Origin of the sequence: Psychroserpens sp. NJDZ02 (genome assembly GCF_004843725.1) — a bacterium.
Taxonomy (GTDB): domain Bacteria; phylum Bacteroidota; class Bacteroidia; order Flavobacteriales; family Flavobacteriaceae; genus Olleya.
This window is the reverse complement of sequence record NZ_CP039451.1, coordinates 3,066,725-3,080,293: the sequence shown is the minus strand read 5'-3', so window position 1 is coordinate 3,080,293 and position 13,569 is coordinate 3,066,725. Positions and strand designations below refer to the sequence as shown.

The following is a 13,569-nucleotide window of genomic DNA, read 5'->3' as shown; positions in this document are numbered from 1 at the left end:
ATTAAATAAGGTTTGATAAATTAGAAAAAATAGAATCATTAATAGAATTAGATTGTTTAACTAACACTTTTAGCTTTTCAATATTATCACCCATTGTTTCCTCAAATTCTTCTTTTGTAATATTGTCTCCATCAACTACTACTCCCACATAGCGTCCAGCATTTAAGGAATAATCCTGTTCTTCAATATATTCGGTTTTATCTGCCATTTTACATAAACCAACGACATCTTCATATTTGGCTTCTGGGAAACGAGTTTGCATCCAGTTTATATTAGAACTCCAATAAGCAGCTTGTTCTATAGCTTCAATATAATTCTGCAATGCTTCTTCTAGGTTTTTATCAACTTTAACCAAGTTTTGGGCACTCCAAAATTTATCAGAACTTAACTTTAAGTTTTTATCTGCTATTTTATACAATTCTAAAAGTTGGTTGGCGTCTTGTTTTAAAGCTGTAGCATCAAACTTGTTTTGCGCTACATTAAAATCTAAATTCTTAGCTACTTCTAATTGTGCTTCGTTTTCTAAAGGTGTATTTTCTATAGGATGTACTAAATTATCTAAAACAACAGCGTTTATTTCTGGTGTAGTCTTGGTAAACTTTTCAACCAAATTAAAGAAATCAGATTCTTTTAATGCTTTTGTTTTGGTTGGTGTACGTTTAGCTCCTTTAGTTTCTTTAATGTATGCTTTTAAACTTTTTAAAGTCGTTTCAATTTGTAGCTCTAAAACCTCTTTTGTAGGTGCAACTCTACTTTCAGCTTCATTCGCTTGTTTTATGTAGCTATCAATTAATTCTAAATAACGCTTGGTTTCACCACGATACAAACGTACAATAGCTGCTAAATTTTGTTGGTTTTCTGTAGTCCATTCTCTATGCGCTCTGTCTATTTGGTTATACACATTACGCGCATCTAAAAATAAGATGTTGTCTTTACGGTCTGTGTTTACTTTTTGCTTATCGAAAAACCATAAGGTTGCAGGTAAAGTCACCGTTAAAAACATATTGGTTGGCATACTTACCATGCAATCTACAATACCAGAATCTACAATGTTTTTACGAATGTCGTATTCTGAGTTTCGAGCATCAGAAGCAGAATTAGGCATTACAAAACCTGCACGTCCGTTTTTATTTAAAGAGGTTGCAAAGAGTGAAATCCATAAATAATTGGCATCAGATATTTTATCATCTTTTTTACCCTTGTTTTTTGGTAATCCGTATTTGTAAAAACGTTCGTCTAATTTTACGGTACTTTCTTTTACAGATTTTACATTAAATGGCGGATTCGCCATAACAAAATCGAACTTTCCAAGTCCATCATAAGGATCGCTATCATACGAATTGGTTTCGGTAATTTCGCCACGTAAATTGTGTACGAGTAAGTTCATTTTTGCCAAGCGCACGGTTTCGCCCATGTATTCTTGTCCGTACACATAAATATCGTTTAAGTCGTGACCTTCGTGTGCAATAAAATCGGCAGATTGTACAAACATACCACCAGAACCACAGGCAGGATCGTAAATTTTACCTTTGTAAGGTTCAATCACCTCAACAATAAAACGAACTACAGAAGTTGGTGTAAAGAACTCGCCTCCTTTTTGTCCTTCGCTCATTGCGAATTTACCTAAGAAGTACTCATAAATTTTACCAAATATATCTCCAGATGCTTCTTTTGGTATGTCTGAAAATGATTTTAAAAGTTCTGGTAAAATATCGTCTTTCTTTTTTTCAATATCAAAATAAGCTTCGGTTGGCAACACATCTTGAAACTTCGCATCTTGGTATTTTTCAATACCTTTCATGGCATCCCGCAAAGCTTCAGCTCTTTTGTTTCCTGGTAAGTTTAGTAAATAATCGTATCTGGCATTTTCTGGTAAATAAAAACCACAGGTAGCCAGCGCCACTTCTTGTATGGTGCGCTCCATACGTGTGCCTTTATCTCTCTGGTATTCCTCCAAGATTTTAGCTTCGTGTTGGCTGTATTTATTTTCGGCAAACTTTAAAAAGATTAAACCTAAAACGGGTACTGCATAATCTGATGCTTTTAAACCTCCATGTGCACGCATTGCGTTGGCAGAGTCCCAGAGTTTGTCTTCTAAGTTTTTTAGTTGATCGTGATTCATATATTATTTGATGAGTTTTTTAACTCGTTTTTTTAGTTCGTTTGTTCTGTTGTCTGTGTATTCTTCAATTTCACCAATAATAACATCTTGTTCTTTTAAGCTATGATTTGTTATAAGATGTGGCGGGATAAAAATATTATCTGTTCTATCTACTGGTTGTAAAAATGCGAAACCTTTATAAACATTAAAATTTATGACTATTCCCTTTTTTATATTGCTTTCTGATTCTTGTTTAGGTTTTTCAATTTTAGTCCAATTCTCTGTTTTTGGATTACTATCCACATGAATTTTAAACCAAACTACAACATCTAATAACTGATACAAAACACTTTGTATTAAATAGGATGAGTTCAACGTTTTTACATGTTGGTCTATAGTAGATCTGTGAGATCCATCTTGGGTAATTGTTAAAATATTCCAAAGCATTATTGAAACTTGACTAGGAATATGTGTTTCTTCTAGGTGTTTATACCCTTTTTCTGTGAATAACTCTCCTTTATGGTTTTTACCTGATAAGAATTTACTGGTTTCATTAATTGCGACTGAAGGTGTAATAAACTCATTTGGTAATAACTGAAACTTATTACAAGCAATAAAAATATCTTCAACGATTTTTCTTAATGTATTAAATTGATTTTCAGTATTTGAATTTTCAAGGTTTAACAACAAATTCAATAAATCCTTCCCTGCATTTTCACCAATATATTTTTCTGTACATACTTCAAAAGCACGTTGGTATTTATGTCTAATTTGAGTGTCTACCTGTTCATCAGCTTCTTTTTTAATTGCCTGAAATAATACGTCATTATCTTTGCCTTTAATAAAGATAGTTTCATCAGCTAACATTTCTCGTGCGCTAGCATGCTCATCCTGATCAATATAACCAGAGTAAATAAAATAAGGTATTTTCTTTTTGTTAGATAAGCTGTTAATTTTTTTGATTGAATTAAATAGCCCAGTTAATGCTGCTTTTTCATCTTCAGACTCGTTATACACCATAGCGTCTAAAATAACAGCGTCATACTGTTCTATTTTAGATACTAATTCTTCCATACCCTGTTTAGACGTTTTGTAGTAGTTGATATCTAAACCCTCTAAAAAAGCAGACTCTAAAAAACCGTCCTGCTTTTCAGCATCATCATCAATCCATAATACTTGATATCTATTCATATTTTAAAGTGTTTCAAGGTTAAATTTAAAATTAAAGCCCACAGGAAAATCTGTTGTTGGTTCATCAAATACAGACATTTTAACTCCAAAGTGTTTTACAATTTCTGACACTTTCCAAAGTCCTATACCCGTGCCAGCTGTTGCCCCGGCTTTTTCACCTTTTACATCGAATTTTTGGGCAATTCCTTTAGGAAAAGGTTTTCCATTATTCTCGAAATTTATTTCCAAAAAGTCATCGATAAAAGCGATGGATATTCTAAAAATGTATTTTTTATTTTCATCTACAAACCCATGATTAATAGAATTCTCTAGAATATTATTATACATTTCTTCAAAATCATTTTTAGAAATGTTAATGAGTGGCTCTCTTCCTTCTAAAGTGGCTTTTTCGTATACAACTTCAATAGAAAACAATTCGTTTTGTAATCCTCTTTCCTTACATTCCCTGATAAACTTCACTGAATTTATTATTTCAGCTTTGTCATATTTTAATTCATTGGTGATATTATCTACATAGTAGATTACTTTGCCTAAACTTTCTTGTAACCGTAGAAAACGTTTTTCTACAGTTATGCCTCTTCTAGGGTCTATAATTTCATCAGACTTTAAAACGCCATTGTTAAGCTCAATCATTTTGGTTAACACATCTGCTGATGCTTTTACATTATTAAGATGCTGCATAATATTATGCTTTTTAGAACCCAAATCTTTCATTTGAGCCATCTTAAGTTTTGCTATCTCTTTTTCGAAACCTAAATCTTTTGCAGCAGATTGAAACTGCCTTTCTCGTGACTCCTCAACAACTCTTTTTTGTTCTTCTAAAGAGGGTATTAAAATTTTAATATTTAATAAATCTTTTAATCTTATTAACTGTATGCCAGCTCCAAATTTAAAAACGGAAAATTGAATATGAAAATAGGGCTTAAACAATTCTCCTATTAAATAATCTAAACTCACTTTATCCGCATCAACCCTAAACGTGAAAATTGAATTAGCAGAAAAAGCGATATCAGATACACCTTCACCATAATAAGAAAACTTAAGTTTATCACCTAATCTTGGTATCATCAACACATTGTTAGGCAGTTCTCTATAATTTGACTTTAGTTCTCCTTTGGTTAAGGTATCAACGTTTATTAAATAGTTAGTAGAAATAGATGATAAATCCTTTATACTAATTTTTTTATATTCTAGAGTTTTATCTATATTTTTAGGCTTAACATGCTCTAGTACAGATCCCAAACTGACAGCATCATTTAGATCCTCTTTAATTCTACCCTCAAAACCAAGATATCTAATTGGTGTAAGCAAGTAATTATTTTTAATAATTTCCTCAGAATCTACTAATCTAAAAAATCCTGTATGACCGGTATATAATAAAAAGTCATTTTGAATCTTTTTAAAGATAGAAGTGATTTGTTTAATACTTTTATCGTCAAAAACTTTTTGAAAATTGAGTTTTTCTTTATGTCCAAAATTGGATAAATCCATAAAGAGAGTTTTACCTTTTCGAGTTTTATTTTTATTTAAAATCCAAATAACACATGGAATACTAGTGTTTGATAGCATTCCAGATGGCAAAGCAATAATTGACTCAATTAAATCAGCCTCGATTATATTTTTACGTATTTCAGCTTCTTTACCACCTACAGATAATGTACTATTATTTAAAAGTATGGCAGCTTTGCCATTTTTAGCTAAGTGATAAATCGCATGCTGAATCCATGCCATATTTGCATTACTTTTTGGTGGTAAACCAAACTCAAACCTAGGATCACCTTCAAAAATTTCATTTGTTAATGCTCTTACACTAAATGGTGGATGCATGATTACATAATCTGCTTTCAATTCTGGAAATTGATCATCACTTAGCGTACTTTTTCTTTCTCCAAATTCAATAATGTTTTTTTGATTAAAAGCAAACCTTAATTTAGCGAATACCAATGTTGATCCATTATATTCTTGTCCGTAAAATTGAAACTTATTATTTGGATATTGATCTTTAATATTTTGAAAGAAACCACCTACACCACAAGTTGAATCTAGAACTTTCCCTTTTTCAGGATTTAATAATTCAATCATTAATTGCGAAACAGAATCTGGGGTATTTATATCCCCACCTTTTTTTCCTTCATAAAAAGCAAACTTTGAAAGTAATTGCCCTATAAAATTAGAGAAACTTATATTTATTTCTAAGAAATCAAACTCTAAAATTTTAATAATTAAAATTCTAAGTAACTCTAAATCTTCTCTATTTTTAAAAAAAAACTGAAAATCTAACGAAGTTAGGGTATTCCTTAACTGAATATTTTCGTTTTCAATTTCACAAAAAGCATCCCATACATGATTTAATAAACCTGAATTATTTAGATTCACTATCAAAAAGGAATATTGAGATTTTTTAGGAACAGAAACATTAGTAAATGGGTTAGCTAAAGATTGATCGCTAGCATATTTTAAGAAAATTAAACTAATTACAATTCCTTTTAATTCGCCGATGGTTTTATGCCCTCTAACTTCATTTAAAACCTTCCAAAGTGTACTCTCTAATTTTTTCATTGACTAAAATTTAATTAAGCATTTCAATTATTTTACAAACGTATTAACGAAACATGCACCTATTCTGCATGGTTATATTGATTGCTCATCAATTTTATTTTATTTATCATTTCCTGCCTTATTCTTTTGGGCGATATTACTTCAACATCCTCACCAAACGCTAATAACTGCTGATACAACTCTCGATTTGGAATTACTTCAATTAGAACTAAGCAATTTGATTTATCTTCCTTATCTATTTTTTGCGTTCCATGTAATGGCTTAGTTAAAACATAATTAATTCTATTTTCAGAAAACTTCAATTTTATTTTTTCTAATACTACATCCATCGGTTTGGTAACTCCTATAATATCCTCAAAATAATCTAGCCAATTTATAGAAGATCCAGCAAATGTTTTTACGGTTTCCCGTAATTGGGTAATTCTATCCAAAGGATAATTAGAAATTGAATTGTAGGTTGGGTTAAAACAAAACAAAAACCACCTATTGTTATATTGTTTCAAATGGTATGGATATACAATTGCTAATTCTATTTTATTAGCAAAAGTCTCATATTCTATTTCTGTAACTTTTCTTTTAATAATTAGATTGAATAGTACACCTAAATGATGTAATCCTTTTAAATCTTGATTTCCTTGATAACTTATAGCGCTATCGTCTCCATTTGAAACTAAATCAAAAGCTTGCTCCATTCTTGGAATAAGTTCTTCTAACCAATTAAATTCTTCTCTATTTTTGTAACGTGATAATATAGCTAGTGTAGATTCCAATTGCTCTGTATCTTCAACGTTAAGCGGATTATTAGCTAAAGAAAAGTTTTTGTCGTTATATCTAAAAACTCTTTTTTTTCCTTCCTTAAGATCTTCATTTAACTCAATAGCGTAGCCCACATCAGATTTCATGTGGGCTATATCATATTGTAACTGTCTTAATTGTATGCCCTCTGATCCAATTTCTTGTAAAACTTGATTTATTTCTTCTAGTAAATCATCGTAGGTAAAATTCCTATTAAAATTACTAAAACACTTATCTAGAATGGTATAACGAATTTGTGCGTGCCTGTTAGTGGCCATTTGTTTTGGTTATTGAGGTTAAGCGAAGTTAAATGTAGGGCTTTTTTTTGTAGATAAGATTTCATTTGAATTAATTAGATTCATTTTTTTCCATCCTTTATAATAATACTAATTCATACTTTACGTAGAATAATATTGTTTGTTGTTAATTCTACAAAAAACTATTGTTTTTTTTTGTTATTTAGGTTTAAATGCAAGAGTAACAATGTGTCAACTATATACAACATTAAAAGTGTTGATTGTTTGTTTTACCATAAGTACCAATTAGCATGGTTTTACAATAATTAAGCAACAAATCAATTTATGTTTTGAAACATTTTTTATGAGAATATAATGCCCCCTTTGCGCCTAGTCAATTCAATAATAGTTTTAACTGCTGCTGTAAAAGACATATACTATTTAGCATATGTCCTATTTCTTTTTACACTAATTGATTTAAGTTTGCTTTCATTTATTAGCATATCCAATGTGGTAACATATACCTGCTGTTATCGAAGGCACATTGTAGTGTTACCTATCTACACACGCAAGGTCTCTAAGAAAAATATAAGGGTCTATTTTCCTTTAAAAGCCATATTCAATTAAGTTTGAGAGACCTAATTTTACGAAAATTATAAATTGTATAAATTACTTACTTTCCAATACAAAAGTTAGCAAAAATATTACCTAGTAAATCATCACTAGTAATTTCGCCTGTAATCTCGCCAAAATGGTATAAGGCTTGTCTAATATCTATCGCTAATAAATCTCCTGACAACCCAGATTCTAGGCCATATTTTACTTTTTGGATTTCTTCAAACGCTTTTAATAACGAATCATAATGTCTGGTATTAGTCACAATCGTCTCGTTATTACGGAGTGCGCCTGTATTAACAAAACCAATCATTTTTTCTTTTAATTCCTCTACGCCAAGTCCAGATTTAGCTGATAATAAGTGGACATTTTCAAACTGTTTGGTCTACCATATTTTTACTTATTGTATTTTTTTGATATTCAGTTTTAACTGAAGTGTTCTTTCGTTTATTAATCCTACAAGAGTTTCTTTTAAGTTATCACTCAAAAAACTATTGTCAATTAAAGCTCCCCAGCTTTTCATTCCTTTTTCTATACGTTTCCAAAGGTTTTCGATTGCTTTTTCTGGAATGTGTGCTTTTAACATTGCTTCGTTAAAATCTTCACGTTTCAGTTTTCGTTTTTTACCATTAAGATTTAACGCTAACTCTTCTTGATCTTCTGGTATTAATAATTTTACAGCAACCATATCATAAGCAGGTGATAATTCATAATGTTTATTATCATCGGCTATTATAGAAAAGTTCTTTAAATGCATATCGTTATTCCCAATCAGGAAAGATAAAATCACTTGCTGATAAAACTTTACGGTTTCCAGTAAAGGGCTTTGTGTATATCTAAAAATTCCTTTTGCTATTTGCTCGTAAGAACCACGGTATTTATGTTCTGTTAAGCGTTCTGTAAATTGGCAAGCATCTTCCATTGGGAATTTTTCTCCCTTTCCGTTGCGATCTATTCGTTTTGTTAAATAAGCTAACGAACCATCTTTTAAAGGAATTAATAAAAATGGTACTGTTAAAATACCACAAGCTTGTGTTAACAACATAGACAATGCCTCAATCTCTGGCATTTGTGGGTATAATTGAAACGGTGGTTTTAAAATATATCTTCCGTTTAATGCTCCAACAATAGTTAATCTATTTTGAGCATTCTCTTGCGTGAAACCTAATGACAATTTGGGTTGCACTCCTGTTACAATAATACGTTGTGCTATGTTTTCTTTGGCTAAATCCTCAATTTGAGATAACTCGTAATCTAGCTCTAGTACAGGAGTATCTTCTTGCCAAAAATCTGCAAGACATTTTTGGTGATAATTTTTATCCCCTTTATTTAGTTTTTTATGACAAGCTAAACAATACTTCATACTTTTTCTATAATGCTAATATTACCAATACAATCTCTACATGTCGTTAATAATAAACCCATTCGATCTCTTGGGTTTATTTTCCAGTTTTTGTGTGCAATATCTAATAACCAACCTTCAGGAATTAAACCATCGAAGAAAGGAAATAGTTGTTCTGATTTAAAAGAATCTTTTTGTAATGGTAGCGTTACACTAACTTGTTTTGCATTTTCTTTTTCTAAGTATGTTTGCTCATACTTAAAATCATAATCATTGTCATCTTCAGTTAAAACACCTGCCAATGTGTTATTTACCCATATTTCGCCTTGTCTCATCGCTTATAGGTGTTGGAGTTAATGTGTGTCCGAAAAATAAGAGTACTTGATTTACTTTATCTGACATTAGATTTGGTTTCCCTTGTTCAAGTTCACGTACAAAACGCAATCCTACTCCTGTAAAGTCAGACAACTCTACTTGTGTTAGTTTTGCTTTTTTACGTCTAACCCTTACAAATTGGGCGATACTGTTTTCTCTATCCCAGTTATTCATAATATACCTTTATGGGTACAATGTAGTGAAATATTTTCATATTATACCTTTATGGGTGTATATTGTGTTTTTGTGTGGTTTTTATACCTTTTGAGGTGTAATTTTCCGTTTTAAAAATCAGTTAATTTTTAAAATGAGCCCTAGCGCCAGGCTCCACTGTTTACTTTTACTTTTGTCTTGAATTTTAAATTTACCTTGAAGGTATTCAGCTTTTCTAATACTATAAATGTTTTCTGCTAATTCAAGATTTTCCTTATTTTCATTTTCCTCTTTAGAAGTAGAAGGAGTGAAATGCAAGTATATCTTTAAATACTCCTGCCTTCTGTTGTGTACTCTTTTTCCATCAAAATTGATTGTACTTCCGTTTTAGTACTCAATAAATAGACTGATATTGTCTTTTAATTTTTTCCGCTTTAATGTGATTTTCATAATAGGTGTACATTTGTACAGCTTTGTGAAAAATAAAATAATGCAACTGTACTTTAGAAGTACCAAAACTACTAACACAGTATTTTGAAAGGATAGAAAACAAAATTACTTTTTATAAAAACGCTGTTTACTAGCGCTTTATAGTCTTTTACTTTCCTTTGTTAACCCTCGTCATTTTCCAATACAAAAGTTAGCAAAAATATTACCTAGTAAATCATCACTAGTAATTTCGCCTGTAATCTCGCCAAAATGGTATAGGGCTTGTTTAATATCTATCGCTAATAAATCTCCTGACAACCCAGATTCTAGGCCATATTTTACTTTTTGGATTTCTTCAAACGCTTTTAATAACGAATCATAATGTCTGGTGTTAGTCACAATCGTCTCGTTATTACGGAGTGCGCCTGTATTGACAAAACCAATCATTTTTTCTTTTAATTCCTCTACGCCAAGTCCAGATTTAGCAGATAATAAGTGGACATTTTCAAACTGAGCGGTTAAGACGTCCAATTCTTCTGGCGTTAACGTATCAATTTTATTAGCTATGATTACTAAAGGTTTAAGCGGGAATTTGTTTTTTATTTTTTCAATTTCAAAGGTGACCCGTTTACTTTCTGTTTTAAATTCTTCTGCAGAAAATAGAAGCACAATAACTTGCGCCTGCTCCATTTTTTCGAAGGTTTTCTTTATTCCAATACTTTCTACAACATCTTCAGTCTCTCTAATCCCTGCGGTATCAATAAACCTAAAACCGATACCTTCAATCACTAATTCGTCTTCAATAGTATCTCTTGTTGTTCCGGCAATAGCACTAACAATTGCTCTATCTTCATTTAAAAGCGCATTTAACAATGTTGATTTCCCCACATTTGGTTCGCCTACAATAGCTACAGGAATTCCGTTTTTAATCACATTACCAACTGCAAAACTATCGATTAATCGTTTTAATACAAAAGTGATTTTTTCGACCAAAGCCTGAAACTGAGACCGGTCTGCAAACTCGACATCTTCCTCTGCAAAATCTAATTCTAATTCGATTAACGACGCAAAATTCATTAATTCTTCACGTAATTTTGCGATTTCGCTAGAAAAACCACCGCGCATTTGCTGCATCGCTATTTGGTGCGAGGCTTCATTATCACTGGCAATTAAATCTGCGACCGCTTCCGCTTGACTTAAATCTAATTTACCGTTTAAGAAAGAACGTAGCGTAAATTCGCCTGCATTCGCCATACGGCAACCATTTCTTAAAAATAACTGAATAATTTCTTGTTGAATATATATCGAGCCATGACAAGACACTTCCACGACATCTTCACCAGTATAAGAATTAGGGTTTTTAAAAACCGACACTAACACTTGATCAATTGTCCGTTTATCATCCACAATATGACCTAAATGTATGGTATGCGTTTTTTGCTGTAACAGTTTTTTTGTCTTTTTAACAGACTCAAAACACTGGTCTGCGATAGCAATAGCCTCTTTACCGGATAACCTAATAATGGCCACTGCCCCTGCTCCTGAAGCGGTTGCTAATGCTACAATTGTGTCGTTATAAATCATATTGCAAAAATAGACATAAAATATTCAATTTTTATATTTTATATTTGTGAGAAATAATAGCATCATGAAACCATATATTTTACTTTTTTTAGTGGCTACTTTAAGCTTATCTTGTAAACAAGAACCACAAACACCACTTGTTTTTGGAACTAATATTGGTGATTATGCGCCTACATTTACCGCTAAAACACCCGAAGGTAAAGATTTGTCTTTAGGAGATATCAAAGCGAAGGTGATTATTTTAGATTTTTGGGCTAGTTGGTGTAGCCCTTGTAGACGTGAAAATCCAACCGTGGTAAAAATGTATAACAAATACCATAGTAAAGGTCTAGAAATTATAGGTGTATCTTTAGATAAACAAGGGCAAGCATCCCGTTGGATAAACGCCATAGCACAAGATAAATTAACATGGAAACACGTATCTAACCTACAAGGTTGGCAAGAACCTATTGCTGTAGCTTATGGTGTACATGCTATCCCTGCAACCTACATATTGGATGGTGATGGTAAAGTAATTGCTAAAAACCTACGTGAAAAAGCACTGGAAGATAAGGTTGCTGAAATTTTAGACAACTAGATTTTACCCAATTTTTGCATTACAAATAAGACCACAATTGGTATAGCTAATACTAAAACCATAGTTAGATCTTTTTGCAATAACCAAGGGGCTATAATTAATGTAGTAACATATCCACCAACAGCACCTCCAAAGTGTGCATCGTGACCAATGTTACCTATTTGTTTTTTCATGCCATAAATAGAATACAATAAGTATCCAATACCAAATATCCAACCGGGTACAATACCATAGATTTTAAGAAGAAAAGGCTCGAACATTATTGCTGAATAAATAATACCCATTACCGCTCCACTGGCTCCAACTGCACTATAATGGTAGTTGTTTTTATTAAATATTAAGGATAATAAACTCCCTGCGACTAGACTGACTAAGTAAATAATTAGAAACTTGGTTTGCCCAACCTTATCAATAACTACCCATGCAAAAAAGTAAAGCGTCAACATATTAAATAATAAATGTTGTGTATTGACATGTAAAAAACCAGAACTAAAAATTCTGAATTGCTCTCCCCTTTTAACAGCACCTACATTAAATTTATACTTCTCAAAAAAAGCATGATCCTCAAACCCTTTATAAGAAATGATGACGTTGGCTGCAATAATTATTATAGTTATTAAATTTAAATTACCCATTATCTAGTTTAAGTTTAAATCAAATATAACATATATTTGTGCTCGCAAAACTAACAAGTATTCATGCAATTATTAGCCTACATTTTAATTTATCCTTTTTTATGGTTGATTTCCATACTTCCCTTTAGACTTTTGTACGCCTTTTCTGATGGATTATATTTTTTGATCTATTATATTATTGGTTATAGAAAAAAAACCGTTAAAGAAAATTTACATCTTGTTTATCCTAATAAATCTGAAGCTGAAATAGTGGCCATTAGAAAAAAATTCTACCATCATTTATGTGATATGGTTGTTGAAGCTATTAAATCTTTAACCATAACTGAAAAACAAATGCTGAAGCGTATGACGTTTCCAAATATTGAAGAAATACATAAACACGAAAACAATAATAGAAGTATCATTTTAATGTGCGCACATTACGGCAGTTGGGAATGGATTTTTATTCTTCAAAATCATGTTAAAAGTAAAGGATACGCCGTTTACAAACAATTAGGAAATAAATACTTTGACAGATTAGTCAAACGTATTAGAGCCAAATACAACTCTTACCTTATTACTACTAAAGAAACTTCTGATATCTTACAGAAAGCTAAAAGTGATGGACAATTAACTATTAATGGATTTGTCTCTGATCAAAGCCCTAAACCTTGGAAAGCACACCATTGGTTAGATTTTATGGGAATACATGTCCCTGTGCATACTGGTGCTGAATTATTAGCTAAAAAGTTAGATATGACCGTAGTCTTTTTTGCTGTAAAAAGAGCTAAAAGAGGCTTTTACGAAACGACCTTTACAACGTTAGCGGAAAATCCAAATGAGTTTAAAGATTACGAAATTACGGATGCCTTTTTTAAGTTAGTCGAACAACAAATTGAAGAAGCGCCACAATATTACCTATGGACGCATAAGCGTTGGAAACATCGTGGTAAAACTGCTGAAGATTTTAAATAGATATGACACGACACAAAAAAGAC

Annotated in this window: 11 protein-coding genes and 1 pseudogene; 2 read left to right on the top strand and 10 right to left on the bottom strand. The window is 31.5% G+C overall.

All coding sequences use genetic code 11. The features are described from left to right. Position 1: 1 nt before the first annotated feature. The 9 genes and pseudogenes from E9099_RS13565 to mnmE form a co-directional block, all read right to left on the bottom strand. Complete coding sequence (locus tag E9099_RS13565; protein WP_136584089.1) at positions 2 to 2,122, bottom strand: class I SAM-dependent DNA methyltransferase; 2,121 nt, start codon at positions 2,120 to 2,122, stop codon at positions 2 to 4. A 3-nt stretch (positions 2,123 to 2,125) separates the two neighbouring features. Next, positions 2,126 to 3,292: a hypothetical protein gene (locus E9099_RS13560; RefSeq protein ID WP_136584088.1), complete on the bottom strand. Its 1,167-nt coding sequence runs from the start codon at positions 3,290 to 3,292 to the stop codon at positions 2,126 to 2,128. Positions 3,293 to 3,295: 3 nt separating this feature from the next. Beyond that, positions 3,296 to 5,851, bottom strand: coding sequence for an N-6 DNA methylase (locus E9099_RS13555; RefSeq protein WP_136584087.1), 2,556 nt, complete (start codon positions 5,849 to 5,851; stop codon positions 3,296 to 3,298). A gap of 59 nt (positions 5,852 to 5,910) precedes the next feature. Next, complete coding sequence (locus E9099_RS13550; RefSeq protein ID WP_136584086.1) at positions 5,911 to 6,924, bottom strand: helix-turn-helix transcriptional regulator; 1,014 nt, start codon at positions 6,922 to 6,924, stop codon at positions 5,911 to 5,913. Between the two features lie 631 nt (positions 6,925 to 7,555). Continuing rightward, positions 7,556 to 7,870, bottom strand: a pseudogene (locus E9099_RS13545) (tRNA uridine-5-carboxymethylaminomethyl(34) synthesis GTPase MnmE); the annotation flags it as partial. A 27-nt stretch (positions 7,871 to 7,897) separates the two neighbouring features. After that, positions 7,898 to 8,860, bottom strand: a complete 963-nt coding sequence (locus tag E9099_RS13540) for a HipA domain-containing protein (protein WP_136584085.1) — start codon at positions 8,858 to 8,860, stop codon at positions 7,898 to 7,900. After that, positions 8,857 to 9,174, bottom strand: coding sequence for a HipA N-terminal domain-containing protein (locus E9099_RS13535; protein ID WP_136584084.1), 318 nt, complete (start codon positions 9,172 to 9,174; stop codon positions 8,857 to 8,859). Before E9099_RS13535 ends, E9099_RS13540 begins: the two co-directional genes overlap by 4 nt. Continuing rightward, a complete protein-coding gene (locus tag E9099_RS13530) occupies positions 9,146 to 9,388 on the bottom strand; it encodes a helix-turn-helix transcriptional regulator (protein ID WP_136584083.1) in 243 nt (80 codons plus the stop codon). The genes E9099_RS13535 and E9099_RS13530 overlap by 29 nt, the downstream gene beginning before the upstream one ends. Before the next feature lie 600 nt (positions 9,389 to 9,988). After that, positions 9,989 to 11,380: a tRNA uridine-5-carboxymethylaminomethyl(34) synthesis GTPase MnmE gene (mnmE, locus tag E9099_RS13525; RefSeq protein WP_136584082.1), complete on the bottom strand. Its 1,392-nt coding sequence runs from the start codon at positions 11,378 to 11,380 to the stop codon at positions 9,989 to 9,991. 64 nt (positions 11,381 to 11,444) lie between these two features. On the opposite strand from mnmE, the gene E9099_RS13520 reads away from it, so the two are divergent. Beyond that, positions 11,445 to 11,957 (top strand): peroxiredoxin family protein, encoded by a 513-nt coding sequence (locus E9099_RS13520; RefSeq protein ID WP_136584081.1) that lies wholly within the window; start codon positions 11,445 to 11,447, stop codon positions 11,955 to 11,957. On the opposite strand, the gene E9099_RS13515 is transcribed toward E9099_RS13520, so the two are convergent. Next, positions 11,954 to 12,592: a rhomboid family intramembrane serine protease gene (locus E9099_RS13515; RefSeq protein ID WP_136584080.1), complete on the bottom strand. Its 639-nt coding sequence runs from the start codon at positions 12,590 to 12,592 to the stop codon at positions 11,954 to 11,956. The two genes, E9099_RS13520 and E9099_RS13515, sit on opposite strands and share 4 nt — an antisense overlap. 63 nt (positions 12,593 to 12,655) lie before the next feature. Between E9099_RS13515 and E9099_RS13510 the strand changes: the two genes are divergently transcribed. Continuing rightward, positions 12,656 to 13,546 (top strand): lysophospholipid acyltransferase family protein, encoded by an 891-nt coding sequence (locus E9099_RS13510; RefSeq protein ID WP_136584079.1) that lies wholly within the window; start codon positions 12,656 to 12,658, stop codon positions 13,544 to 13,546. The last annotated feature ends 23 nt before the right edge of the window (positions 13,547 to 13,569 follow it).